The sequence below is a fragment of the Pseudomonas sp. HUK17 genome (assembly GCF_001566765.1).
Genome location: NZ_LSMW01000003.1, coordinates 61,118 through 86,744, shown reverse-complemented (window position 1 = coordinate 86,744; position 25,627 = coordinate 61,118). Strand labels below are relative to the sequence as shown.

The window sequence follows — 25,627 nt, the reverse complement described above, 5'->3', positions numbered from 1 at the left end:
ACATGCCAAGGTCGTCGGTGGAATCCAGTCCCCCACAGCCTGGGCGCAGGCTTGCCGAGGGGACTCACCACCCACGGCTCCGGGGCATTTGCCTCCCGGCCGGGCAGTGACCATACTGCCCGGCCGGACCTTTTCCCCTCATCGTCATGCCTTCGATACGCCCGCTGCGCCCTGCCGACATCCCGGCCGTTCTCGACATCCAGTCGGCCAACTACCCCGCCGACCTGCTCGAAGACCACGCCTTCTACGCCAATCGCCTGGAACTCGCCCCGGAACACTGCTGGGTGGCGACCGATGCCGAGGATCGCCTGCGCGGCTATCTGATCGCCTATCCCTGGGACGACGGCCTGCCGCCGGTACTGGGTGCTCCTCTCAAGCAATTGCCAGGCGCGGCCTCGACCTGGTTCCTGCACGATTGCGCCGTGCATCCCGAGGCCCAAGGTCAGGGCGTGGCGGGGCGTCTCTATCGTCACGCCAAGGGCCAGGCCCGACGCGCCCGCCTGCGCCAGGGGCGGCTGGTGTCGCTGTCCAACGCCATCGGCTACTGGCAACGCCACCACTATCAACCGGTCCCGGCCGACGCCGCGCTCAAGGCCAAGCTGGCCGGCTATGGCGCCGGCGCCTGCCTGATGCAGCGCACCCTCGATACCCCGGACAGCGACCACTCGTAAAACCTGCAAATCTAAATGCAAGTATTTCGCTTTCGCCTTAACATGGCCTAGCCCAGGAGGGCCTCCGCTGCCCGGCGCTCTGGCGCGGGTATCTTGATCGCCGCTACAAGGAATCCCTGATGAACATCGCTCCAGCGTCTTCGGCCAAGGGCCGGCGCGTCTTTTCCGTCACCCTGCTGGCCGCCCTGCTGGCGCTGGGCGGGCAGGCCGCCCAGGCGCGCTCCAGCTTCGAAGCCCCCGATCCGGACTACCACGGCGAGATCAAGGCCAGTCCCGTCAGCGGCACCGCCATCCTGGCCGGCAGCGAGGTCGCGCTGGACGGCCGCGGCTTCACCCCCGGTCAGCAGATCACCCTGTCGCGCGGTGGCGTGGCGCTCAATCCCGACGCCGCCTACGTGGCCGACGCCCAGGGCACCTTCAAGGCGACCCTGCGCATTCCGGAAGACGCCGCCCCCGGCCAGCATCCCATCGTCATCAGCACCGCCCAGCCCTCGGGCGCCGCGGTCTTCCCGCTCAAGGTCTCGCCGGTGGTCCCGCTGTCCGGTGCCGAGGCCTATAGCCTCACCGCGGTCAAACTGGTCCCCGGCCTCTACCAGGTGGACAGCAGCGCCAAGACCGGCGCCCTCTTCGTCACCTCGGCCGTGGGCCGCCCGCCGGTCAAGGTCTCGCAACTGCTCAAACTCGATCCCAAGGACCTGTCCATCCAGCGCCAGATCACCCCGGCCGCCGCCCCGGGCCAGGACGCCGGTGTCTACGCCGTCTACGGCGTGGGCGTGGACGATCGCAACGGCCACGTCTGGACCACCAATACCCGGCAGAACACCGTGGCGGTCTATCGCCAGAGCGACCTGGGCCTGGTCAAGCAATTCGAACCCGGCCTCGTGCCCCATGCCCACACCGTGGTGGTCGACGAGAAGCTCGACCGCGCCTTCGCCTCGGCGGCCATGACCCCGGACATCGTCAGCTTCGACGCCAAGACCCCGGCCGTGCGCAAGCACATCACCATCGAATCGGGCGTGCGCGGCGAGCAGTTCGCCGTGGTCGGCATGCACCTGGACCCGGCGGTGCACAAGCTCTACGCCGTCAGCCTGAAGACCAACGAAGCCGCGGTGATCGACGCCAAGACCGAGCAGGTCGAGAAGGTCTTCCCGATCCAGGGCGCCAAGACCCCCATGGGCGTAGCCCACGATCCCCAGACCGATCGCCTGTTCATCACCGCCCAGGGCAGCGACAACCTGCTGATCGTCGACGCCAAGACCGGCAAGACCCTGCACAACGTCACCACCGGCGCGGGTGCGCTGAGCGTGGTCTTCGACCCGGTCAAGCGCCTGGCCTACGTCACCAACCGCGGCGCCGGCACCCTGACCGTGGTCGACCCGGACGGCACCATCAAGGCCAACCTGGAGTTGGGCACCTACCCCAACCATGCGGTGGTGGACAGCAAGGGCGTGGTCTACGCGGTGAACAAGGCCAAGGGCCAGGATGATGCCGAGGGGGATCGGATCACGCGGGTAGTGGCCAAGTAAGGGGCCTGAGGCCCCTTACTTGGGTTGGGGGCCGCTTTTGTAGGTTGGGTTGAGCGTTAGCGAAGCCCAACATCGAGCTGAGTTGCCTTAGCTATTTATCGAGCGCTTTGACGCCTTTTGTTTCGCCCACCCGGGCGAGTCACTTTTGCCAGTCGCGGCAAAAGTAACCAAAAACGCTTGCCCCACCATCCGGCCTTCCGCTTCGCTCCAGGTCCGCTCACAACAGCGCCGTTCCGGGGTCGGTCCAGATGGGCCGTCCCTGGCCCACTGGACCTCTCGCCGCATCCATGCGGCTCGACCCACTCCACGACACTGCCGTTCGCCCTCCTGAACGGGGCGATTCTCCAGCCTGAAAGTGTTGGCTGAGAAGCCACAAAAAGCCCGTAGCGTGGACAACGGCAACGCCTTGTCCACTAATGGTGTCGGTGCCCAACAGTGGAAAACGCTGCGCGGTTTTCCACGCTACGAATCGCTCTGGCTCCGCTTGTAAACACCCCAGCCTCAGGCTGGCGCCCCGCCCCGTCAGTGAGGCCGAGTGCAGGTGTCGCGGAGGGGGATGCGAGGCAGGACGCCGAGCAAGGCGCGAGGGGCAGGAGGCCCCTTCGTGCCGTGCCCCCGGAGCGGCACCGGAACGAGGGGACCCGGAGCGAAGCGGAGGGCCGAAACGTGGGGCAAGCGTTTTTGCTTACTTTTTTTGCGACTGAAAAAAGTGAGTCGCCCGGGTGGGCGAAACAAGAGCCACAAGCAGACCGCGATAAATAGCTAGGGCACCTATAACCCTACCCGTAATCCTTTGGGCTTCGCTAACGCTCAACCCAACCTCGTTCGCCCCAAACCGCCAGACCACTCCAGCGGGCCCCACTCAGGGGGCGACAGAGGGGCGCACTCACCCTTCCAGCGACTCCACCCCCAACTCATCCCACACCGCCTCCGCCAGGTGGAAGGTGGCATTGGCCGCCGGGATGCCGCAGTAGATGGCGCTCTGCATGATCAACTCCTTGATCTCCTCCCGCGTCACCCCGTTGCTGCGCGCGGCGCGCAGGTGCAGGCGCAGTTCGCCTTCGCGGTTCATGCCGATCAGCATGGCGATGGTGATCAGGCTGCGGGTGTGCCGCGGCAGGCCCGGGCGGGTCCAGATGTCGCCCCAGGCGTGGCGGGTGATCATCTCCTGGAATTCTTCGTTGAAGGGGGTCAGCTTTTCCAGGCTGCGATCGACATGGGCGTCGCCCAGCACGGCGCGGCGGACCTGCATGCCGGCTTCATAACGTTCTCTTTCGTCCAAGATCGACTCCTTTAGGCGCTGAGGAAGGCCAGCACGCGCTGGGTAAAGGCAGCGCCCATCTGCACGTTGGACAGGTGGGCGGCGGGAAACTCGACGTACTCGGCGCCGGGAATACGCTCCTGCAGGAAGCGCCCGTCGGCCGGGGTGGTCACGGCGTCATGGCTGCCGGCGACGATCAGCGTCGGCGCACGGATGGCGTCCAGTACCTCGCGGAAGTCGGCGTCGCGCACCGCCGCGCAGTTGGCGGCGTAGCCCTGGGGCGAGGTGCCGGCGAGCATGGCGACGATGCGGTCGACCCGATTCGGCTCGGCGCTGGCGAAATCAGGGGTGAACCAGCGACCGATGGAGGCGTCGCGCAGGTCGCGCATGGCCTGCTCGCCGCCGGCTTCCACGGTCTGGATGCGGGTGTTCCACACCTCGGGGGTGCCGATCTTGGCGGCGGTGTTGCACAGCACCAGGCGGGTGACTCGCTCCGGCGCGTTGATGCCCAGCCACTGGCCGATGGAGCCGCCCATGGACAGGCCGCAGAAGGCGAATTGGTCGATGCCCAGGGCGTCGGCCAGGGCCAGGACGTCGCGCCCGTTCTCGTCCATCCGATAGGGGCCGGGCGTCACCAGGGAGGCGCCGTGGCCGCGGGTGTCGTAGCGCAGCAGGCGAAAACGCTCGCTGAAGGCGGCGGCCTGGTCATCCCACATGGCCAAGTTAGTGCCCAGGGAGTTGGACAGGATCAGCACGGGGGCGCCCTCGGGGCCCTCCAATCGGTAGTTCAGGTCGCCATCGGCGAGACGTACGCTGGGCATCAGGCAGTCCTCTGGTCTAGGGATGGGCAAGCAGGGTGCGGTGTTCAGCCAGGGCGCGGGTTACCCAGGCGCGGGCCTGGCCCTGGTAATGGGCGGGGTCCAGCAGGCGATCCAGCTCGGCGCAGGAGAGTTCGGCGGTTACTTCCGGCGTGTCGCCGAGCACCTGGCGCAGGTGACGCCCCTCCTGGACGGCGCGCTTGCAGCTCTGCTCCACCAGATGGTGGGCGGCCTCGCGACCCAGACGCCCAGCCAGGGCGATGCTGACCGCCTCGGCCAACACCAGGCCGTGGGTCAGTTCCAGATTGGCCTGCATCCGCGCGGCGTCCACTTCCAGGCCGGCGACGATGGCCTGGGCCTGTTGCAGGGCGCCAGAGACCAGGCAGAACAGCTCCGGCAGGGTTTCCCACTCGGCGTGCCAAAGCCCCAGGCTGCGCTCGTGCTCCTGGGGCATGGCGGAAAACAGGGTGCTGACCAGACCCGGCGCGCGGGTGGCGGCGGCGATCAGCACGGCTGCGCCCACCGGATTACGTTTGTGCGGCATGGTGGAGGAACCACCCTTGCCCGGCGCCGAGGGTTCGAAGACCTCGGCGGCTTCGGTCTGCATCAGCAGCGACAGATCGCGCCCCAACTTGCCCAGGCTGCCGGCTACAAGGCCGAGCCAGGTGCCGACCTCCACGAGGCGATCACGCTGGGTATGCCAGGGTTGCTCCGGCAGGCTCAGCGCCAGCTCCCGGGCCAGGGCCTCGGCCACCGGCAGGGCATCAGCGCCCAGGGCGGCCAGGCTGCCCGAGGCGCCGCCGAATTGCAGCACCAGCACCCGTGGCCGCAGTTCAGCCAGGCGCTGGCGGTGACGGGTGATGGCGCCCAGCACCCCGGCCAGCTTCATGCCCAGGGTCACGGGCGTCGCATGTTGCAGCCAGGTGCGCCCGGCCAGCACGGTACCGGCATGGCGCTCGGCCTGGATGGCCAGGGCCTCGGCCAGGTGCGCCAGGTCGGCGTCCAGCAGGTCCAGCGCCTGGCGGATCTGCACGACCAGGCCGCTGTCCATGGCGTCCTGGCTGGTGGCACCGCGGTGCACATGGCGCTCGGCCTCGGGATCCTGGGCGGCGATCTGCCGGCCCAGGGCCTTGACCAGGGGAATGGCGGAATTACCGGCGCTGACCACCGCCCGGGCCAGTTCGGCGGCATCGTATAGCTCGGCACGGCAGGCGGCGGCGATGGGCGCCACCGCCGTCTGGGGAATCACCCCCACCGCCGCCTCGGCGCGCGCCAGGGCCGCCTCGAAGTCCAGCATGCCCTGTAGTCGGCCGTGGTCACAAAACACCGCGCGCATGGCGGCGCTGGTGAAGTAGGCGTCGAACAGCAGGTTGGACATGGGGATTCCTCAAGTGGCGGAGCAGCCAACAAAGCGTAGCGAGCGGTTGTCAGGCGGGTGCGAGCGGCGCGCAGGAACCGGAATGTACGACGGGTACATGAGGATTCCGAGCACTGCACGCGCCCGCATGGCGGACGCGCAGTAGTTTTGTTGGTTGCTCCTAGTGGTCGTGATGCAGGTAGGTAGCTTGCCGCGGCAGCCGCAGGCTGACCAGGAAGGCCACCGCCAGCATCACCGAGACATAGATGTAGAACACCTCTTCGTGTCCCTGGGTCTTGAAGCTCAGGGCGACGAATTCCGCCGAGCCGCCAAAGATCGCATTGGCCACCGCATAGGACAGGCCCACACCCAGGGCGCGCACCTCTGGTGGGAACATCTCGGCCTTCACCAGGCCGCTGATGGAGGTGTAGAGGCTGATGATGGCCATGGCCAGGCAGATCAGCAGGAAGGCCACGAAGGGACTCTGGACGCTGGCCAGGGCGGTGAGGATCGGCCAGGTGCAGACCGTGCCCAGGCCACCGAACAGCAGCATGGAGGCGCGCCGACCGATGCGGTCGGAGAGCATGCCGAACAGCGGTTGCATCAGCATGAACACCAGCAGGGCGCAGGTCATCACGGCGCTGGCGGTCTTGGCGTCCATGCCGCTGGTGTTGACCAGGTACTTCTGCATGTAGGTGGTGAAGGTATAGAAGATCAGCGAGCCGCCGGCGGTGTAGCCGAGCACGGTGAAGAAGGCCGCCTTGTGATGCTTGAACAGGCCGCTCAGGGTACCGGCCTCCTTGTTGGCGCGGGTCTCGGCGGTGGTGGTCTCTTCCAGCGAACGACGCAGGAACAGCGAGATCACCGCCGCGGCGGCACCGACCAGGAAGGGAATCCGCCAGCCCCAGGCGCGCAGATCGGCGTCGCTCAGGACCTGCTGCAGGATCACCACCACCAGCACGGCCAGGAGTTGGCCGCCGATCAGGGTGACGTACTGGAAGGAAGCGAAGAAACCGCGCTGGCCACGCAGCGCCACCTCGCTCATGTAGGTGGCGGTGGTGCCGTATTCACCGCCCACCGAGATGCCTTGCAACAGGCGCGCGAGCAGCAGCAGCGCCGGCGCCGCGACGCCGATGCTGGCATAGGTGGGCAGGCAGGCGATGGCCAGGGAGCCGGCGCCCATCATCAGGATGGAGATGACCATGGAGGTGCGCCGACCGTACTTATCGGCGACGCGCCCGAAGATCCAGCCGCCCAGGGGCCGCATGAGGAAGCCCGCGGCGAACACCCCGGCGGTGCTGAGCAGCTGCACGGTGGGATCGCTCTTGGGGAAGAAGGCGGCGGCGAAATAGATGGAGCAGAAGGCGTAGACGTAGAAGTCGAACCATTCCACCAGATTGCCGGACGAGGCGCCGACGATGGCGAAGATGCGCTTCTTGCGCTCCTCGAAGCTGTAATGCGGGTGAGTGCTCATGGAGATCCTTAATTATAGGTATGGATGGACGGAGGACAGCCTACCGCCATCGGACCAGGAGAGACACACGCGGTTACAGGAGGTGTGGGCATGGGGTGAATGAGATTTGGTTGTTTGCTCAAGCAAAGGCTCTACGATCGGCCCCGAGAATCGCGGCCATGGGCCGCTCCTACAGGCGCGGCACGTGTAGGAGCGGCCGCATCGGCGGACCGCCATGGCCGCGATTTGTCGCTGCGACAAAGCCTCAGATCCCGTCCACCCGCTCCACCGCTAGCGCCAACCCCTGGCCGACGCCCACGCACATGGTGGCGAGCCCCAGGCGGCCGCCGGTCTTTTCCAGGTGGTGCACCGCGGTGAGCACCAGGCGGTTGCCGCTCATGCCCAGGGGATGACCCAGGGCGATGGCGCCGCCATTGGGATTGACCTTGGGGCTGTCGTCGGCCACGCCCAGCTCGCGCAGGACGGCCAGGCCCTGGGCGGCGAAGGCTTCGTTGAGTTCGATGACGTCGAAGGCCTCGATGGGCAGGTTTAACTGCTGCAGCAGCTTGCGCACCGCCGGGGTCGGACCGACGCCCATGATGCGCGGCGCCACCCCACCACTGGCCATGCCCAGCACCCGGGCGCGGGGCGTGAGGCCGTGCTTCTTCACCGCGTCCGCCGAGGCCAGGATGATGGCCGAGGCGCCGTCGTTGAGCCCGGAAGCGTTGCCCGCGGTCACGGTCCGGTCCGGACCGTTGACCGGCTTGAGCTTGGCCAGGCCTTCTACGGTGGTGTCCGGACGCGGATGCTCGTCCCGCTCCACCACCACGTCGCCCTTCTTGCCCTTGAGGGTCACCGGGACGATTTCCTCGGCGTAGTAGCCGGATTCCTGGGCCGCCGCGGCACGTTGCTGGCTGCGCAGGCCGAAGGCGTCCTGGTCGGCGCGGCTGACGCCATAGTCGGCGGCGACGTTGTCACCGGTGACCGGCATGCTGTCGACGCCATAGGCCTCTTTCATCGCCGGATTGACGAAGCGCCAGCCCAGGGTGGTGTCTTCCAGCTTCTGGCCACGACCGAAGGCGCTGTCGGCCTTGCCCATGACATAGGGCGCGCGGGTCATGGATTCCACCCCGGCGGCGATCACCAGCTCCATCTCGCCCAGAGCGATGGCGCGATAGGCCTGGCCCACCGCTTCCATGCCCGAGGCGCAGAGGCGATTGAGGGTCACGCCCGGCACCGTTTCCGGTAGTCCCGACAGCAAGACCGCCATGCGCGCCACGTTGCGGTTGTCTTCCCCGGCCTGGTTGGCGCAGCCCATGAACACCTCGTCCACCGCCGTCCAGTCCACCTGGGGATTGCGCTCCTGCAGCGCCTTGAGCGGAATGGCCGCCAGGTCGTCGGCACGTACCGCCGAGAGACCGCCGTTGAGCCGGCCGATGGGGGTCCGAATGGCGTCGCAGATATAGACTGGGCGACTCATTCCTCAGCTCCTTTCTGACCGCCATGGGCGGCATTGGTCCTGGCCTGCAGATCACGCAGGGCGTCGAGTTCGGTCACCGTCGGCGCTGCGGTGGTGGCGACCTGGTCGGCGAAACGGATGGCCCAGCCGGTGGCGGCCACCACCTGTTCGCGGGTCACACCCGGATGCAGGGCGGTCACCACGAATTCGTGGGTGCCGGCCTCCGGCTCCATGATGCAGAGGTCGGTGATGATGGCGGTCGGACCCTTGCCCGGCAGGCCCAGCTGCTGGCGGTGATCGCCCCCCTCGCCGAAGCCCACCGAGGTGATGAAGGCCAGCTTGTCGACGAAGCTGCGGTGCGACTGCTTGAGGATGATCAGCACCTCCTTGGCCGAGCCGGCGATTTCCGGGGCCCCGCCGGCGCCGGGCAGACGCACCTTGGGCTGGTGGTAGTCGCCGATCACCGTGGTATTGATGTTGCCGAAGCGGTCGACCTGGGCCGCACCAAGGAAGCCCACGTCGATGCGTCCGCCCTGCAGCCAGTAGCGGAAGATCTCGCCGGTGGGCACCACGGTGTCGGCAGTCTCGGCCAGCTCGCCGTCGCCGATGGACAGCGGCAGCACCGAGGGCTTGGCACCGATGGGGCCGGATTCGTAGATCAGCACCACGTCCGGCGCATGGGTCAGGCGTGCCAGATTCGCCGCGGTGGATGGCAGGCCGATGCCGACGAAGCAGACGCTGCCATTGCCAAGGCGACGTGCCGCAGCCACGGTCATCATTTCATTGGTGGTGAAGTCGCTCATGATTCAGGCCTCCGCAGCCAGCTTCGCCTGGAAGGCGGCGAAGTCCGCGGTACTGCGGATGTAGGTGTCGATCCACTGGGTAAAGGTGTCGCGGTCGCGAGCGATCGGGTCCCAGGCCTGGTAGAAACGGTTGTCCCGCTCGTAGTAGCCGTGGGCATAGGACGGATGCGCCCCGCCCGGGACCACACAGACGGCGCTGAGCGCCCAGGTCGGCAGCACGCAGGCGTTCATCGGCGCCTGCAGGTCGTCGACGATCTCCTCCACGGTGACGATGCAGCGCTGGGCGGCCAGGGCCGCTTCCTTCTGTACGCCGAGGATGCCCTGGATCAGCACGTTGCCCTGGCGGTCGGCCTTCTGCGCATGGATGACGGTGACGTCGGGGCGCACGCTGGGCACCGCGGCGAGCTGCTCGCCGGTGAAGGGGCAGGCGATGGTCTTGATGTCCGGATTGACCTTGGCCAGGTCCGAGCCCTGGTAGCCGCGCAGGACGGCGAAGGGCAGGTTGGAGGCGCCGGCGACATAGGCGTTGGCCAGGGCCGCGTGGCTGTGCTCGGAAATCTCCAGCTTGTGCGGCCAGCCTTTTTCCACCGCATCGCGCAGCCGGTGCAGGGAGCCGACCCCGGGGTTGCCGCCCCAGGAGAAGATCAGCCGCTTGGCACAGCCGGCACCGATCAGCAGGTCATAGACCAGGTCGGGGGTCATGCGCACCAGGGTCAGGTCGCGCCGGCTCTGGCGGATCAGCTCGTGGGCGGCGGCGGTCGGAATGAGATGGGTGAAGCCTTCGAGGGCGACGGTCTCGCCATCGTGGACGAAGCGCTGGATGGCTTCGCTCAGGGACAGGATCTGGGCCATGGATTGTCGACTCGCGTCTTTGTTGTCGGCGCCGCCCGGTGCGGCGGTCTGGAGTCAGACTACAAAGCCCCATCCGCGCAAACAATCCGATAATCGACTAAGGGTTCGATTATCGAACAGCATCGCTTTATGGGCTGTCGACCCCTTCGACGCGCAGCGCGCTGTTGCAGCGGCTACACTGCCCTCCCCTCATCCAGAGCCCAGCCGATGTCCGACAAGCCCCGCGCCTCCCTCGAAGGCATCACCCTCGAAGCCCTGCTCACCCGCCTGGTGGAGCATCACGGCTGGGAAGAACTCGGTCGGCGCATCCCGCTGCGCTGCTTCACCCATGAGCCCAGTATCAAATCCAGCCTGACCTTCCTGCGCCGCACGCCCTGGGCGCGGGAAAAGGTCGAGCAGCTTTACCGGCGCCTGCCCCGGCGCTAATAGCCTGACTAGAGCCTTTCGCCCCTGTCGACACCGCAGCAACCCTGCCCTATAGTCGAACGAACCACTGCGCCGTAGGCGAATACGCCGGCAGGGAGACAGGACATGCTCGAGAAAGCACTGCTCGTCGATGCTCAAGGGCGGCCGATCGCCCAGCACCACAAGGTCTTCTCCAACGCCTGGGACGAGATCAAGGCCTGGTCGAGCGAGGTGTACATGCCCTACGACGTGGCGCCCATCGGTCGCCACATCGCCCCGGCTTCGACGATGCACTTGGCGAAGATCGGCGCCATCACCGCCACCCGCTTCGCCTATGGCATCCCGGTACACATCAAGGATTGGGACCAGGACGCCGGCAACGCCTTCGTCGCCACTACCATCGGCGGGACCGCGCGGCACTGGGTGGATCGCGAACAGGCGGTCGAAACTCCGGTGGGCAGCTCCTTCGTCGTCGACTGCAGTCGGACCGATTACTGGGTCGACTTCGATCCCGACCATCTGCAATTCAACCTGACCATTCCCCACGAATTACTGGAGCGGACCGCCCTCGATTGGTTCGGCTTCAATCCCGGCGATGCGCTCTGGCAGGCCAAGGTGGGTCTGGGCGGCGCGGAATCCAGCTGGCTGGGGCTGATGGATTACGTCGCCCGCTCCATCGCCGAGGCGCCGGAACGGCTCACCCAGGGGCCGCTCGCTCGACACCTGGAGCAGACCATCTGCGTCCGCCTGCTCAACGAGTGGGCCTTGCGCGCCGGCTTGGACCTGAACGATCCCTGCCACCGCCTGGCCCCGCGCACGGTCCGCACCGCCGAGCAATTCATGATCGAGCATGCTGCCGAGTTGCCCACCATGGCCGATGTCGCCCGCGCCGTGGGCACCAGCGTCCGCACCCTGAGTGCCGCCTTCAAGAGCTTTCGCGGTTATCCACCCAGCGCCTTCCTGCGCGAGCAACGCCTACAAGGGGCGCGCCGAGTCTTGAGCGCCGCACCACTTGGTGCCAGCGTGTCCGCCATCGCCGCGGCCTGGGGCTATATCAACATGGGCGAGTTCGCCCGCAGCTATCGCCTGCGTTTCGGCGAGCGACCTTCAGACACCCTGCGCCGCGGCACCGCCTGACCGTCTCGGCTATCTGCCGATGGCAGACAGCGCCTGCCGAGGCCGGATATCACCCCGGACCCTGGTCATCGCAAGATCTCGCCACGCGCGCCCGACCGGGCGCGTAAACCAGCGCCAGAGCGAGATCAGACGATGGCAGACACTCTCAAAACGGCCGCGGACGCGATCCTGGCCAGGGCAGTCGAGAGCACCCCAGGCGTTCCCGGCGTTGCCGCCGTGGTAACCAACCGGCACGGCAATCTCTATGTGGGCGCCGCCGGCAGGCGCACCCTAGGCAGTGCCGACCTCATGGCGCCCGACAGCCTGTGCGCGATTTTCTCCACTACCAAGGCGATTACCGGGACCGCGGTACTGCAACTGGTGGAGCAGGGCCTGCTCGACCTGGATGCGCCCGCCAGCACCTATGTGCCCGCCATCGGCAAGCTGCAGGTGCTCGAAGGCTTTGCCGACGATGGCCAACCGCGCCTGCGTGCGCCGCGGCGAGCCATCACCACCCGCATGCTGTTGCTGCACACGGCAGGCTTTGGTTACGACTTCTTCAATGCGCACTACCAGCGCCTCGCCACCGAGCACGGCCAACCCAGCGTCATCACCGCTACCCGCGCCGCCCTGGAAACGCCGCTGCTCTTCGATCCGGGCGAACGATGGGAATACGGCTCGAACATCGACTGGGCCGGTCTGGTCGTGGAAAGCATCACTGGCCGCCGCCTGGACGAAGTTTTCGCGGAGCGGATCTTCGCTCCCCTGAGGATGCATGATTCCGCCTTCGTGCTTACCGCCGACATGCGCGACAGGCTCGCCACCCTGCACCAGCGCGACGCCACCGGCCAACTCGCTCCTCTCGACGACTTCGTGCTACCGCAGGAGCCGGAGGTCTTCATGGGCGGGCACGGCCTCTACTCGACGGCCCTGGACTACGCCAAGTTCATCCGCCTGTGGCTCAACGACGGCGACGGCCCCGACGGCCGGGTGCTCAGGCCGGAGACCGTGCGGATGGCCGCGGCGAACGGACTCGGCGCGCTGAAGATCAGGGGCCTGCCCGGTGTCATTCCCCACCTGTCCAACCCGGCCGAATTCTTTCCCGGCATGGCGAAGTCCTGGGGACTGACCTTCATGATCAACGACACCGATGCCCCGACCGGTCGCCCAGCCGGCTCCCTGGCCTGGGCCGGGCTGGCCAACCTCTACTACTGGATCGACCGGCAGAACGGCATCGGTGGCTTCTGGGCCACGCAGATCCTGCCCTTCGTCGATCCGCCTTCGGTCAAGGGTTACCTGGACTTCGAAACGGCCGTTTATGAGGCGCTCGCGGCTCACCGCAGAGCCTGAGAAGCGCGCCCTGGGCGGCTCCTCGGCGCGATGGGGCTCTGGCAGTGGAGAGCGGTCTGCGGAGGGATTGCCGTAACGATGTGTGCCTGCGGTACCTGTGCCAGTGCCTGCCTCATCGGCGCCGGGTATCACGGCAACGCCAGGCTCAGGACTGTCCGAAGACCAGTACCTTGAGGCCGCCCTCGGGGTCCTCGTCGGCGAATTCCGGTGGATTGGCCAGGCGCTCGACGAAGGCCAGTCCCGGTGCTTCCTGGGCCATGCCGGCGATGAGGAAGTCCGCCCCCACACCGGGATCGTTTACGCAGGCCAGCACTCGCCCGCCAGGGGTGAGCAGCTCCGGCAACCGGCGCAGGATGCGCGCATAGTCCTTGGTCAGGGCGAAGCTGCCCTGCTGGAAGCTGGGCGGATCGACGATCACCAGATCATAGGGCCCCAGCTTGCGCACCTTGCCCCAGGACTTGAACAGTTCGTGGCCGAGAAAGCTGACCTTGCCCAGGTCGTGGCCATTGAGCCGATGATTTTCGCGGCCGCGGGTCAGGGGCCCGCGAGCCATGTCCAGATTGACCACCTGGGCCGCGCCGCCGGCCAAGGCCGCTACGGAGAAACCACAGGTGTAGGCGAACAGGTTGAGGATGCGCAGGCCGGTGGCCTGCTCGCGCACCCAGCGGCGGCCCAGGCGCATGTCGAGGAACAGCCCCATGTTCTGGTGACGGGAGAGGTCCAGGCCGAATGTCAGGCCGTCCTCATGGATGACGTGCTCGCCCACCGGCGCGCCGATCAGCGCCTCGCTGGCGGCATCCAGGCGGTAACGATGCTGCAGCAGCAGGCTCTGGGCACCACTGGCGCGCCACGCCGGGGTCTCGCCCAGAGCCGTGAGGGTCGTGCGCAGGGCCTCCAGCTCGACCGCGGGCACTTCGCGGAACAGCCCTACCCGCACCACGCCTTCCAGCCAGTCGACGGTCAGTTGTTCCAACCCCGGCAGCAACCGGCCACGGCCGTGCACCAGTCGGCGCGCCTCGGCAGGGGGCGGATCGAGGGCGACCAGGAGCAGGTCGGTAAGGCGGGCAAGGGTGGCGGTATTCATGGGCGATCACGACGGCAAAGGAGCGGCATGCTACGGCAAAAGCGCCGGCGTCGCCTCCCGAGGCCCGCTGCGGCAAGCCCGGCAACCGTCCTCTGCGACTCACCCTTCGTGCCCTTCGGCAGACAAGTTCCCCCACGAACCGACCAGTCCGATGAAAATATGTCTCAGGCGGTAACGACTCGCAGTTGTATCCACTTTGTCAGGCGCTCTAGAATCCGCCTCCCCGAATCCCAGGACAACAACAATGCGCCGGCTGGTTCCTGCCTTCTATCTGCTGCCCCTCTGTGCCCTCCCCCTCACTGGTCATGCCCAGGAGCAGACGGAAGATTCGCCCCAAGCCCTGTCCGAGCTCACCATCGTCGGCGCGGCCGAATCGCCCACCGGGCCGGTGCAGGGCTACAAGGCAGAGCGTTCCAGCAGTGCCACCCGTACCGACACCCCGCTGCACGAGACGCCCCAGTCGGTGAGCGTGGTCTCCCGCGAAGCCCTCGACGATCTCTCCGCCACCCGCCTGCAGCAGGCGCTGGACCAGGCCGGTGGCGTCGGCCGCGGCAACAACTTCGGCGGCCAGGGCCTGACCAGCTACACGGTGCGCGGCTTCACCAGCTCCGAGTATTTCCGCAACGGCTTCCCCATGAATCGTGGCTATCCCAGCGCGCCGGATGCCGCCACCCTGGAACGGGTCGAGGTCCTGCGCGGCCCGGCCGCGACCCTCTATGGCCGCAGCGATCCGGGCGGCACCTTCAACGTGGTCACCAAGCAGCCGCTGGGCGAGCGCAAGACCACCCTTGGCAGCCAGTTCACCGACCAGGGCCAGAAACGCGGCACCCTGGACACCACCGGCCCGGTGGACGAGGACGGCCGCCTGGCCTATCGCCTCAACCTGATCGCCGAGGGCGGCGACACCTTCCGCGACGACGTGCACACCGAGCGCTACGAAGTCGCCCCGGTGCTGAGCTGGCAGGCCACCGACGCCACCCTCATCACCTTCGAGGCGGACATCATCCGCAGCAACGCCCCGCTGGATCGCGGCCGCACCAACTACCTGACTCAGCGCGCCGAGGCCAGTCGTTCCACCAATGCCTGGGAAAAGGGCACCACCAACCTGCTGCACAGCGACAGCGAGACCTATCAGCTGCGCTTCGAGCACCAGTTGAGCGACGCCTGGACCCTGGCGGGTGGTTTCCAGTACCTGGACGGCAGCCTCAAGGGCAATGCCGTGGAAGCCAACGGCGTGCAAGCCGACGGCGTGACCCTGGGCCGCAACTTCAACTACCGCAAGCTGGAGTGGACTGATCGCGACCTGCAGCTGAACCTGACCGGTCGCTTCGACACCTTTGGCCTGGGTCACACCCTGATCACCGGGATCGAGGTGGAAGACTATGACTATCAGTCGATCATCCAGCGCTCCCCCGGCGGCACCGGTGTCTATGCGGTCAACCTGGTCAATCCGGTCCTTGGTCAGCCGCGTCCGGCCCTGACCCGTACGCCGACCCATGACCACGAGACCCTCAAGACCTGGGCCGCCTTCGTGCAGGACCAGATCGCCCTCACCGAGCGTTTCAAGGTGCTGGGTGGCGTGCGCCTGGAGCGCTTCGAGCACGATTACGACAACTTCGTCGCCGGTGGTCAGAGCTGGTCCAACGCCGACAACGCCGTCACCCCGCGCCTGGGCGTCAGCTACGACCTCACCCCGGAACTGGCGCTCTATGCCAGCGCCTCCAAGTCGTTCAAACCCAACACCGGCGCGGCGCGCCTGGGCGGCGGTTTCGACCCCGAGGAAGGCAAGGCCTACGAAGTGGGCATGAAGTGGGCGGCGCTGGACGGCCGCCTCAGCGTCGACACGGCGATTTTCCATACGGTCAAGGAAAACGTCCTGACCCTGGACCCGGTCGATCCGAATTTCAACGTCGCCGCCGGCGAGGTACGCAGCCGCGGCTTCGAGGTCAACGTGACCGGCGACCTGACGCCCAACTGGCGCATCCTCGGCGGCTACGCCTTCACCGATGCCGAGGTCACCAAGGACAACACCCTGGTCCGCGGTACGCGCCTGACCAATATCCCGCGCAATGCCGTCAATCTGCTCAACGTCTACGAATTCCATGACGGCGTGCTGCGCGGCCTGGGACTGGGCGCCAACCTCAAGTACGTGGGTGAACGCGAAGGCCAGAAAACAATTGCCAGCGACTACACCATGGACAGCTACACGGTCACCGACCTGTTGAGCTTCTACAAGGTCGACGAGCACCTGCGACTGAACCTGGACGTGCGCAACGTCTTCAACAAGGGCTACGACGAGAGTTCCTGGAACGCCTACAGCTATCCGGGCGAGCCGCGTACCGTGCAGGCCGGTTTCACCTACACCTTCTGACGCCCCACCCTCTGCAACCCTGCGGTCAGGCCTCGGTGAAGGCCTGGCCGGTCAGCGGCTGGACCACCGGACGGCCCTGGCGGTCCTGCAGGATGTCCACCGCCACGCCGTAGGTGGCCTCCAGCAGGTCGGCGGTGACGATGGCCGCGGGTCGCCCGGCGGCCAGCAGGCCACCGTTCACCAGCACCAGCAGGGAATCGGCGTACTGGCAGGCCAGGTTGAGGTCGTGCAGCACCACCACGGTCACCTGCTGGTGCAGCCGGGTCTCGTGGCGTACCCGATCGAGCAGGTTGATCTGGTGCCGCAGATCCAGCGCACTGACCGGTTCGTCCAGCAGCATCACCTCGGGTTCGCGCATCAGCACCTGGGCGAAGAACACCAGCTGCCGCTGACCGCCACTCAGGGTGCCCAGCTGGCGCGACGCCAGATGGCCGATCCCCACCTCGTCGAGCTTGCCCAGCGCCCGTTCCAGCAGCTCATCGTCCAGATGCAGGGTCAGCCGTTCCAGGCTGCCCATGGCCACCGTCTCCAGCACCGACAGCGCCGCCTCGGCATGGGAATCCTGGGGCATATAGGCCACGCCCTGGCGCCAACCCTCGCGCTGAGCGCGGAGCGAAGCACCTGCCACCAGCCGCCGCTCGCCGCGTTCGATATGGCCGGCCGCCAGCGGCAGGTCCCCGGCCAGGGCGCGCAGCAGGGTGGTCTTGCCGGTGCCGTTGGGGCCGAGGATCACATGGACCTGGCCGGGATGCAGCTCGGTGCTCAAACCGGAAATCACGGTGCGGTCGCCGCGCTTCAGCGCGAGGTCATGGAGGCGGATCATAGGCTGGACCTGCGCGGGGCGAAGATGAGCCAGAGCAGGAAGGGCACCCCGACGATGGCGGTAACGATGCCCACCGGAAACAGCGCCCCGGGCAGGATGGACTTGGACAGCACCGAGGCGAAGGACAGCATCAGGGCGCCGCAGATGGCGGACAGTGGCAGCAGGAAGCGCTGATCCTCCCCCACCTGCCAGCGGGCGATATGGGGCGCGACCAGGCCGACGAAGCCGATCACCCCGACGAAGCTGGTGGCCGTGGCGGTCATCACCGCCACCAGGATCAGCACCTTGAGGCGCAGGCGGCGGATGTCCACGCCCAGGCTCTCGGCCCGCGCCTCGCCCAGGCGCAGGGCAGCCAGTTTCCAGGCATCGCGCAAGAGCAGAATGCAGCACAGCAGGGTCACCCCGGCAACGATGGCCAGGGTGGTCCAGGTGGCGCGACCGAGGCTGCCGAACAGCCAGAAGAGGATCTGCTGGGAAAGCTCCGGCGACGAGAGGAACTGCACCAGCGACAGCAATGACTGGAACAGGAACAGCAGGGCGATGCCACCGAGAATGATGGTGTCGCTGCCGGTGCGCTTGAGCGAAGCCAGGGCGAAAAGGAACAGCGCCGCCAGCATGGCGAAGACGAAGGCGCCCAGCGGCACCCCGATCAGCGCGCCCAGGCCGAAGCTGCCCAGTGCCAGGCTGAGGGCCGCGCCACAGCCGGCGGCAGCCGCCATGCCCAGGGTGTAGGGACTGGCCATGGGATTGTTGAGCAGCGTCTGCATCTGCGCTCCGCCGGCGCCAAGGGCGGCGCCCACCGCCAGGGCCATCAGCGCCACCGGCAGGCGCAGGTCGCGGACGATGGCGTCGGTCATCGGCTGACGCTCGCCGAGGCCGGTCAGGGACTTGAGCACTTCCAGCGGTGAAAGCAGCGAAGGCCCGGTGGCGATGTCCAGCACCAGACCCGCCAGGGTCAGCAGCAGAAACACCCCGCAGGCCCGCCAGCGCCGCCGCTCGCGGGCGCGCTGGTCGGCGATGGCGTCCGCGTGGCTGGAGGGTGAGGAAGCGCTCATGGGTTCAGGCCTATGGCGAAGGTGCCCTGGGGCTGGATCGGCATGTAGCGGCGGTAGAACTCACGGTAGTTGGCCATGGGATCCATGTCCTGGAACAGATCCGGATAGAGCTGCTTGGCGATGAACTGCAGCATGGCGAAGTCTTCCAGGCTGCGCGAGGCACCCTGGTAGACACCATAGAGACGCCCGTCGCGGATCGCCGGCAGATTGCTCCAGCCCGGTCGCTGCATGAAGGCGCGCAGATGGCTGCGGGCGTCATCGGCGGTCACGCCGGGGCCCATGGGCAAGGCGGTGGGATTGCTGTTGTCCTCGCGCCCGGAGATGAAGATGACCTCTGGCTGGGCCATGAGCACCTGCTCCGGATTCATCACCCCCCACCACTGGATGAAGGGCGCGGCGATGTTGTCGCCGCCGGCCAGGGTGACCATGGCGCCCCACATGTTGCGGCCATAGGTGAAGGAGTACTCGGCCGGCCCCTTGTTGCCGAACTCGGCATAGACCCGCGGCTTCGGACGATGAGCGGCCGCGATGCGGGTCTGGATGTCCTCCACCACCTTGGCATAGAAATCGGCCAGCTCGGCGGCCCGTGCCTCCTGGCCGGTGATGATGCCGAGCAAGCGGGTGGAGGCCAGGTGGCGCTCCAGGGTCTGGGCGTTGTAATCGATCGCCACCACCGGGATGCCGAGCTGTTCGAGGCGCTTGACCTCGCTGTCCAGCGCCTGGAATTGCCAGGCGGCCAGCACCACCAGGTCCGGCTTTAGAGCGAGCACCTTCTCCACGGAAAAACTATTGTTTTCCGTCTCCCCCACATCGGGAAGGGTGGCCAGGGAGGGCCGGTGGGCGACGTTGAGCGCCCAGTTGGCCGGCACCTTGCGCTCCCAGGCACCGCGGGAGACACCGACCACGGCGTCGAAGGCGTGCTCGCCACCGACCGCCAGGTAGTCGCCATAGTGGAAGCCCAGCACCACGCGCTTGGCCGGCGCGTCGATGGTCACCGTACGCCCGAGGACGTCAGTGACTTGGCGCGTCTCGGCGAAGGCCGGAGCAATCAGAAAGCAAGCGATAAGCGTTACCAGCCGGACAGCCCACTGCCCGCGGCGAGCGAAACCTTTCATGGAACCCCTTGGACGTCTGCACCGCTCTAGCCGGGTGACTGCGGAGCGTGCAAAGGGTGCAACTTTACGCGGTGGCAGCGCCTGCGCCTAGCGCCCGCCACCGGCAAAGGGGAAGCCGTCGACGCTAGGTCGCGTCGGCGTGGCTGACCACGCCCTTGATCAGCACGGCCAGGGCCGCGAGACCCGCGGGCAGAAGCAGTGCGGTGAGCACCTGGGTGAAGGTCCAGCCCAGGCCCAGCAGGGTCGCGCCCATCCAGGCGCCGGTAATGGCGCCGAAGCGGCCGATGCCGAGCATCCAGGACACCCCGGTGGCGCGGCCATGGGTCGGGTAGTAGCGCGCCGCCAGCGAGGGCATGGCCGACTGGGCGCCGTTGATGCACATGCCGGCCACCAGCACCAGGGTGGCCACCAGGGCGACCTGGCCCAGGCTCTGGCCGACGCAGTAGGCGAAGATCCCAGCCAGGGCATAGAACAGGCCGATCACCTTGTGCGGGTTGAACCTGTCCATGGCCCAACCGACGAACACCGCGCTGAGCACCCCGCCGAACTGGAACAGCGCGCCGATCAGGGCGGCCTGCTCCAGGCTGGCGCCGGCGTCGCGCATCAGCGTCGGCAGCCAGCTGGTGAGCAGGTAGACGATCACCAGGCCCATGAAATAGGTCAGCCACAGCAGCAGGGTGCCGGCGCTGTAGTTGCGGTTGAAGATCACCGCGAAGACGTTGCCGGTCTTGACCGACTTCTGCTCGGGCACCACGAAGTGCCGGGCCTCGGTGGCCTCGCGGCCGATGGGCGCCAATACCCGGCGGATGCGCTCGGCGCTCTTGCCGTGCACCACCAGATAGCGCGCCGACTCCGGCAGCCAGAGCAGCAGCACCACGGCCAGCGCCAGGGGCAGCACACCGCCCAGCACCAGCAGGCTGTGCCAGCCGTAGGCCGGGATCATCCAGGCCGAGACGAAGCCGCCGCCGGCCATGCCCAGGTTGAAGCCGCAGAACATGCTGGTCACCAGCAGCGACTTGAGGCGCTCGGGGGTGTATTCCGAGAGCAGCGTGGTGGCGTTGGGCATGGCCGCGCCCAGGCCCAGCCCGGTGAGGAATCTCAGGATCACCAGCTGTTCGAGGTTGGCGCTGAAGGCCGACAGCAGGCTGAAGCCGCCGAAGATGAAGGTGGCGACCACCAGCACGCCCTTGCGCCCGAAGCGATCGGCCAGCGGGCCGGAACCCAGGGCACCAAAGACCATGCCGCCCAGGGCGGCGCTCATCACCGGCCCCAGGCTGGCGCGTGGGATGCCCCACTCCACCGACAGCGCCGGGGCGATGAAGCCCATGGCCGCGGTGTCCAGCCCATCGAGGAAGACGATGAGAAAGCACAGGGCGACGATGCGCCACTGGTAGGCGGACAGCGCCTGGCGATTGATGAACTGCTGGACGTCCAGGGTGCCGGCTGTCGCCGTGGCCAGATGGTCGGCCAGGGGCACGGCGCCCGCGAGGGTTTGCGTCATGGTGGTCTGCTCGTGTTGTTGTTATCGGCGTAGTGCGCCACTGCGCCGACGTTAAGCCCAACTCCGAACAGCTGACAATTCGATTATCGACGATATGGCCGATAATCGACCGGATTCGCTAGTGAAACAGCCGGGTACTCAATTCCTGGCTGGCCGCCAGCAGCACCGGCAGGAAGCGCGTCTCCAGTTCCTGGCGACTGACCCGACTGGCGTGGGTGCCGACGTTGAGTGCCGCCAGCACCTGGCCGGCGGCGTCTCTCAGGGGCACCGCCAGGGATCTCAGCCCCACCTCCAGCTCCTGGTCGACGATGACGTAGCCCTGCTGGCGCACCTGGCCCAGGCACTCGATGAGCGCTGGCGGCTGATAGAGGGTGCGGCTGGTCTTGGCCTGCAGATCGGCGTGTTCCAGGTAGTCGTGCAGGGCGGCATCGTCCAGGGCGGCGAGCAGGATGCGGCCCATCGAGGTGCAATAGGCCGGCAGCCGGCTGCCGACGCTGAGGTCCACCGAGATCAATCGCTGCGGCGTCGCCGAGCGGGCGATGTAGAGGATCTCGTCGCCTTCCAGGGTGGCCATGGAGCAGGCTTCGTGCAGTTGCTCGCTCAAGCGATCGAGCACCGGCTGGGCGGTGACCGCCAGCGGCGTCGACGACAGATAGGCGTGTCCCAGGGTCAGCACCTTGGGCAGCAGCGAGTAGGTGCGGCCGTCGGTGGTGACGTAGCCCAGCTTCATCAGGGTATGCAGGCAGCGGCGCACCGCGGCGCGCGGGATCTCGGTGCGATGGCTGATCTGGGCGATGGTCAGCTGGCGCTTGCGCTCCTGGAAGGCATGGATGACCGCCAGGCCGCGGGCCAAAGAGGTCATGAAATTCGGGTCACCGGTAAAGGCTTCGATGCGCTTGGCCGGCGAGGCGATGATGGGCGGCGCGGCCAGTGGCGGCAGGCCCGTGGCGTGAGCGGTGCGGTTATCGTCCATCGGACCGGTCCTCGGCAGGCTTTTGATCGATTATCGAGCGAGGGGGCGATTATCGCAATCGCATTTCTCCTGGTGCCCGCTGACGCGCAGGGTCTTCCCGGTGCATGCTGAGGCTTCCCGCCCAGCCGCTTGGATGCCTGCCGATGAAGACCCTGGAAGATCATCTCAGCCAATACGCGAGCTACCACCGCGATCCGCGCAACATCGCCAGCCACTTTCCCGGCATCCTGCTGATCGTGCTGGCGGTGGCCATCCTGCTGTCGCGACCGGTTTTCAGCCTGGCCGGCTGGCCGCTGTCGCCCGCGGTACCTTTGGCCGGGGCGGTGGCGGTCTTCTACCTGCGCCTGGATCGGCCGCTGGGGCTGCTGATGAGCGTGCTGCTTGGTCTTGCCCTCTGGCTGGGTGCCGCGCTGGCGGCCCAGGCCACGGGCGTCTGGCTGGGCTGGGGGCTGGGTCTGTTCCTGGTCGGCTGGGCCATCCAGTTCGTCGGTCACCACTACGAGGGGCGCAAGCCGGCCTTTCTCGACGACCTCGCCGGCCTGGCCATCGGTCCGCTGTTCATCACCACCGAAGCGGTCTTCTGGCTGGGTGGTCGCCCGCAGCTCAGGCAGGCGATCGAAGAGCGGGCTGGCCCGGTACGGCGCCGTCAATCCAGCCGATAGCGGATCGTCGGCCGACCGTCGGGGCCGTCCAGCGTCACCTGTGCCTTCACGCCCCAGACCTGCTGGATCAGCTCGGCCGTCAGCACCGCGGCCGGGGCGCCTTCGGCGACCAGGCGACCGTCGCGCAGCACCGCCAGGCGGTCGCAGAACAGCGCGGCCAGGTTGAGATCGTGGATGGCCAGCACGCAGGTGGCCGGCAGGCGGCGGACCAGGCCGAGGATCTCCAGCTGGTGCTGGATATCGAGGTGATTGGTGGGCTCGTCCAGCAGGAGTTCGCTGGGCTCCTGGGCCAGGGCGCGGGCGATCTGGGCGCGCTGGCGTTCGCCACCCGAGAGGCTGTGCCAACGGCGGGTAGCCTTGTCGACCAGGCCGACCTGGGCCAGGGCGCGCTGACAGACCTCGGCGTCGCGCGCGCTCCAGGCGTCGAGCAGGCCGCGATGGGGCGTGCGCCCCAGGCGCACCACCTCGGCCACCGACAGATCGGCCTCGGTACCGGCCTGCTGCTCCACCAGGGCCACCCGGCGCGCCAGGTTGCGACGACGCAGGTCCTGCAGGGGCGTCTCGTCGAGGCTGACCCGGCCCTGCTCCGGGCGGCGCAGCCCGGCCAATAGCCGCAGCAGACTGGACTTGCCCGAGCCATTGGGGCCGAGCAGCCCCAGTACCCCGCCGGGCGGCACCGCCAGCGTCACCCCGCGGAGGATCGGCTGGCCGCCGGCGCTCCAGGCCACGTCCCGCGCGGCCAGGCTCATCGGACCTCCCGCGCGCGATAGAGGATGAAGGCGAAGGCCGGCGCGCCCACCAGGGCGGTGACCACGCCGATGGGCAGCGTCTGCTTGGCCACCAGGGTGCGGGCGACGATGTCGGCCAGCACCATGAAGAGGGCGCCGATCAGCGCGCAGGTGGGCAGCAGCCGGCCATGCCCGGGGCCGACCAGGAAACGTGCCACATGGGGAATCACCAGGCCGACGAAGCCCACCGCGCCCACCAGGCTGACCAGGCAGGCGGTGATCAGGCCGGTGACCGCCAGCAGCAGCAGGCGCAGCGGCCCCACAGCGACCCCGAGGCTGGCGGCGGCGTCCTCGCCAAAGGCAAAGGCGTCCAGCGCCCGGGCGCAGGCCAGGCACACCAGCAGCCCCGCGAGCACCACCCCGGCGGCTAGCCAGACGTCCGGCCAGCGCACCCCGGCCAGGCTGCCGAGCAGCCAGAACATCACGCTGCGCGCCTGCTCGGCGTTGGCCGCGGTGGCGACGATATAGGCGGTCAGGGCATTGAACAGCTGGGAGGCGGCCACCCCGGCGAGGATGATGCGGGTGCTGCCGCCACTGCCCAGAAAGGGCAGCACCACGGCGAAGGCCAGCACGGCGCCGAGAAAGGCGCCGAGGGAGACGCCGAGCACCCCGCCGCCGACGCCCAGCAGCATCACCAGCACCGCACCGGTGGAGGCTCCTGCCGACAGCCCCAGCACATAGGGTTCAGCCAGGGCGTTGCGCAGCAGCGCCTGGAGGATGGCACCCGAGACCGCCAGGCCGGCGCCGCAGCAGGCCGCCACCAGGGCGCGACTGAGGCGGTATTCCCAGACGATGCCCTGGACGATGCGCTCCACCGGATAGGGCCCCAGGCCCAGGCCGTTGGCGATGGCCTGCAGACTGGTCAGCGGGGCGATGGGCATCTCGCCGAAGGAGGCCGCCAGCACCACGCTCGCCGCCAGCGCCAGCACGGCGGTCAGGCCCAGCAGCCAGCGCCAGGGCCGGGCCCCCTCGGCTGCCAGGGGCAGGCTCATGGTTGCGGCTTGGCTAGATCGGCGGCCAGGGTCTCGACGCTGTCCACCACCCGCAGCGAGGGATTGAGGGTCGGGGCGTCCACCACCAGCAGGTGGTTCTCGCGCACCGCGCGCAATTCGCGGGTCAGGGGATCGCTGCGCAGGAAGGCCAGCTTCTTGTCGACGTCATCGGCGGGATAGAGACGACGGTCCATGCGCGCCACGACGATATAGTCAGGGTCCAGACTGGCGATGCGCTCCCAGCTCACCGCCGGCCATTCCTCGGCGCTGTCGACCACGTTGCGCAGGCCCAAGGCCCGGGCGATCCAGGCCGGCGCGCCGAGGTTGCCGGCGACCCAGGGATCCCCTTCCAGCCGCGGACTGGAAAACCAGAACAGCACCGAACGCCCCTGGACCCCGGCGGCCTTGGCCTGCCCGCCAGCGGCGGCGATGCGGCGGTCCAGCTCGGCGACCAGCTGCTTGCCGGCCGGCTGCACATCGAGAATGGCCGCCAGTTCCTGGGCCTCGCGGGTCACCAGATTCATGTCGAAGGGCGCACTGCGGCTGCCGTCGCTGTTGGAATCGGCGGTCACCGCCTTGCCCTCGCAATCGCTGGGCGCCACATAGGCGGCGATGCCCAGCTTGGCGAAGCGCGGGAAGTCCGCCACCTCGCCGCCCGGGCCGACGTGATAGGTGTACTGGGCCGCCACCAGGTCCGGCCGGGTCCCGACCACGGCTTCGAAGCTGGGCGCGTTGTCGGCCAGGCGCGGAATGCCCTTGCCCTCCTCCTGCAGGTCCTTCGGCAGGCCGCCGAACCAGACCCCGGTACCCATCAGGCGCGCGCCCACGCCCAGGCGCAAGAGCAACTCGGTACTGGCCTGGCCCAGGCTGACCAGCCGTTGGGGCGCGCGCTCGAAGACCAGGTCACGGCCGCAGTTGTGCACGGTCAGTGGATAGGCAGTGGCGGCTTGGGTGGCGAGGGGGGATACGGACAGCAGGCCGGCGCTGAGCAGCGGCAGAAGACGGCGAAACATGGACTCTCCTTGGGATGACGCGTCCCTTGTGGATGATGGGTGTCCCCTGGCGAGGTCTGGCTCGCTTCTTACGAAGCTCACAGTGGCGCGACCGCGCCGGACTCTCACCGGCTTCCCGCCAGGGAACAGGAAGGTCGCCGAGGGTGGGCCAGCGGCGACCAGGATTCAAGCATTAAATG

At 67.8% G+C, this 25,627-nt stretch carries 23 protein-coding genes, 1 other RNA gene and 1 riboswitch; of the genes, 7 read left to right on the top strand and 17 right to left on the bottom strand.

Annotated features, from left to right (window positions below):
• The first annotated feature begins 146 nt into the window (after nt 1-146).
• Nucleotides 147-671, top strand: a complete 525-nt coding sequence (locus tag AX284_RS01910) for a GNAT family N-acetyltransferase (protein WP_068383284.1) — start codon at nt 147-149, stop codon at nt 669-671.
• 119 nt (nt 672-790) lie between these two features.
• Nucleotides 791-2,197: an ATP-binding protein gene (locus AX284_RS01905; RefSeq protein WP_068383282.1), complete on the top strand. Its 1,407-nt coding sequence runs from the start codon at nt 791-793 to the stop codon at nt 2,195-2,197.
• An 886-nt stretch (nt 2,198-3,083) separates the two neighbouring features.
• On the opposite strand, the gene pcaC is transcribed toward AX284_RS01905, so the two are convergent.
• The 8 genes from pcaC to AX284_RS01865 form a co-directional block, all read right to left on the bottom strand.
• Entirely contained in the window at nt 3,084-3,479 is a 396-nt protein-coding gene (gene pcaC, locus AX284_RS01900; RefSeq protein ID WP_017642968.1) for a 4-carboxymuconolactone decarboxylase, read from the bottom strand.
• Nucleotides 3,480-3,490: 11 nt separating this feature from the next.
• Complete coding sequence (gene pcaD, locus AX284_RS01895) at nt 3,491-4,279, bottom strand: 3-oxoadipate enol-lactonase (RefSeq protein ID WP_064308418.1); 789 nt, start codon at nt 4,277-4,279, stop codon at nt 3,491-3,493.
• 16 nt (nt 4,280-4,295) lie between these two features.
• A complete protein-coding gene (locus AX284_RS01890) occupies nt 4,296-5,654 on the bottom strand; it encodes a 3-carboxy-cis,cis-muconate cycloisomerase (RefSeq protein ID WP_064308419.1) in 1,359 nt (452 codons plus the stop codon).
• A 23-nt stretch (nt 5,655-5,677) separates the two neighbouring features.
• Nucleotides 5,678-5,753, bottom strand: a non-coding RNA gene (locus tag AX284_RS01885) — sX9 sRNA.
• A gap of 61 nt (nt 5,754-5,814) precedes the next feature.
• A complete protein-coding gene (locus tag AX284_RS01880) occupies nt 5,815-7,107 on the bottom strand; it encodes an MFS family transporter (RefSeq protein WP_017642965.1) in 1,293 nt (430 codons plus the stop codon).
• Between the two features lie 244 nt (nt 7,108-7,351).
• Nucleotides 7,352-8,566 carry a 3-oxoadipyl-CoA thiolase gene (pcaF, locus tag AX284_RS01875; protein WP_068383280.1) on the bottom strand — a complete coding sequence of 405 codons (1,215 nt, stop codon included), beginning with the start codon at nt 8,564-8,566 and terminating at the stop codon, nt 7,352-7,354.
• Nucleotides 8,563-9,348, bottom strand: a complete 786-nt coding sequence (locus AX284_RS01870) for a CoA-transferase subunit beta (RefSeq protein ID WP_068383278.1) — start codon at nt 9,346-9,348, stop codon at nt 8,563-8,565. The genes pcaF and AX284_RS01870 overlap by 4 nt, the downstream gene beginning before the upstream one ends.
• Before the next feature lie 3 nt (nt 9,349-9,351).
• The gene (locus AX284_RS01865) at nt 9,352-10,200 is read right to left on the bottom strand and encodes a CoA transferase subunit A (RefSeq protein ID WP_068383276.1); all 849 of its coding nucleotides are present in this window, start codon (nt 10,198-10,200) and stop codon (nt 9,352-9,354) included.
• Nucleotides 10,201-10,407: 207 nt separating this feature from the next.
• Here AX284_RS01865 and AX284_RS01860 point away from each other — a divergent pair, with 207 nt between their 5' ends.
• The 3 genes from AX284_RS01860 to AX284_RS01850 all read left to right on the top strand — a co-directional run bounded on the left by AX284_RS01860 (nt 10,408) and on the right by AX284_RS01850 (nt 13,071).
• Complete coding sequence (locus tag AX284_RS01860) at nt 10,408-10,626, top strand: VF530 family DNA-binding protein (RefSeq protein WP_017642961.1); 219 nt, start codon at nt 10,408-10,410, stop codon at nt 10,624-10,626.
• A 105-nt stretch (nt 10,627-10,731) separates the two neighbouring features.
• Nucleotides 10,732-11,742: an AraC family transcriptional regulator gene (locus AX284_RS01855; protein WP_068383274.1), complete on the top strand. Its 1,011-nt coding sequence runs from the start codon at nt 10,732-10,734 to the stop codon at nt 11,740-11,742.
• 132 nt (nt 11,743-11,874) lie between these two features.
• Nucleotides 11,875-13,071: a serine hydrolase domain-containing protein gene (locus tag AX284_RS01850; protein ID WP_068383272.1), complete on the top strand. Its 1,197-nt coding sequence runs from the start codon at nt 11,875-11,877 to the stop codon at nt 13,069-13,071.
• 145 nt (nt 13,072-13,216) lie between these two features.
• On the opposite strand, the gene AX284_RS01845 is transcribed toward AX284_RS01850, so the two are convergent.
• Nucleotides 13,217-14,155 carry a class I SAM-dependent methyltransferase gene (locus AX284_RS01845; RefSeq protein WP_068383271.1) on the bottom strand — a complete coding sequence of 313 codons (939 nt, stop codon included), beginning with the start codon at nt 14,153-14,155 and terminating at the stop codon, nt 13,217-13,219.
• 244 nt (nt 14,156-14,399) lie between these two features.
• Here AX284_RS01845 and AX284_RS01840 point away from each other — a divergent pair, with 244 nt between their 5' ends.
• On the top strand, nt 14,400-16,526 hold the full coding sequence (locus AX284_RS01840; protein ID WP_064308423.1) for a TonB-dependent siderophore receptor: 2,127 nt from the start codon (nt 14,400-14,402) through the stop codon (nt 16,524-16,526).
• A 25-nt stretch (nt 16,527-16,551) separates the two neighbouring features.
• On the opposite strand, the gene AX284_RS01835 is transcribed toward AX284_RS01840, so the two are convergent.
• The 5 genes from AX284_RS01835 to AX284_RS01815 all read right to left on the bottom strand — a co-directional run bounded on the left by AX284_RS01835 (nt 16,552) and on the right by AX284_RS01815 (nt 21,993).
• Nucleotides 16,552-17,349 (bottom strand): ABC transporter ATP-binding protein, encoded by a 798-nt coding sequence (locus AX284_RS01835; protein ID WP_068383269.1) that lies wholly within the window; start codon nt 17,347-17,349, stop codon nt 16,552-16,554.
• Complete coding sequence (locus AX284_RS01830) at nt 17,346-18,404, bottom strand: FecCD family ABC transporter permease (RefSeq protein WP_017642955.1); 1,059 nt, start codon at nt 18,402-18,404, stop codon at nt 17,346-17,348. Before AX284_RS01830 ends, AX284_RS01835 begins: the two co-directional genes overlap by 4 nt.
• Nucleotides 18,401-19,519, bottom strand: coding sequence for an ABC transporter substrate-binding protein (locus tag AX284_RS01825; protein ID WP_068383267.1), 1,119 nt, complete (start codon nt 19,517-19,519; stop codon nt 18,401-18,403). The genes AX284_RS01830 and AX284_RS01825 overlap by 4 nt, the downstream gene beginning before the upstream one ends.
• A gap of 124 nt (nt 19,520-19,643) precedes the next feature.
• Nucleotides 19,644-21,020: an MFS transporter gene (locus AX284_RS01820; protein ID WP_236712128.1), complete on the bottom strand. Its 1,377-nt coding sequence runs from the start codon at nt 21,018-21,020 to the stop codon at nt 19,644-19,646.
• Nucleotides 21,021-21,138: 118 nt separating this feature from the next.
• Complete coding sequence (locus tag AX284_RS01815) at nt 21,139-21,993, bottom strand: IclR family transcriptional regulator domain-containing protein (protein ID WP_068383265.1); 855 nt, start codon at nt 21,991-21,993, stop codon at nt 21,139-21,141.
• A gap of 143 nt (nt 21,994-22,136) precedes the next feature.
• On the opposite strand from AX284_RS01815, the gene AX284_RS01810 reads away from it, so the two are divergent.
• Nucleotides 22,137-22,655: an Mpo1 family 2-hydroxy fatty acid dioxygenase gene (locus tag AX284_RS01810; protein ID WP_068383263.1), complete on the top strand. Its 519-nt coding sequence runs from the start codon at nt 22,137-22,139 to the stop codon at nt 22,653-22,655.
• On the opposite strand, the gene AX284_RS01805 is transcribed toward AX284_RS01810, so the two are convergent.
• Genes AX284_RS01805 through AX284_RS01795 form a run of 3 tightly spaced genes read right to left on the bottom strand, consistent with a single transcriptional unit; the run spans nt 22,640 to nt 25,448 of the window.
• Nucleotides 22,640-23,404 carry an ABC transporter ATP-binding protein gene (locus AX284_RS01805; RefSeq protein ID WP_068383262.1) on the bottom strand — a complete coding sequence of 255 codons (765 nt, stop codon included), beginning with the start codon at nt 23,402-23,404 and terminating at the stop codon, nt 22,640-22,642. The two genes, AX284_RS01810 and AX284_RS01805, sit on opposite strands and share 16 nt — an antisense overlap.
• On the bottom strand, nt 23,401-24,435 hold the full coding sequence (locus tag AX284_RS01800) for a FecCD family ABC transporter permease (RefSeq protein ID WP_068383260.1): 1,035 nt from the start codon (nt 24,433-24,435) through the stop codon (nt 23,401-23,403). Before AX284_RS01800 ends, AX284_RS01805 begins: the two co-directional genes overlap by 4 nt.
• Entirely contained in the window at nt 24,432-25,448 is a 1,017-nt protein-coding gene (locus tag AX284_RS01795) for an ABC transporter substrate-binding protein (RefSeq protein WP_068383257.1), read from the bottom strand. The genes AX284_RS01800 and AX284_RS01795 overlap by 4 nt, the downstream gene beginning before the upstream one ends.
• Nucleotides 25,449-25,479: 31 nt before the next feature.
• Nucleotides 25,480-25,626: riboswitch (cobalamin riboswitch) on the bottom strand.
• Between the last annotated feature and the right edge of the window lies 1 nt (nt 25,627).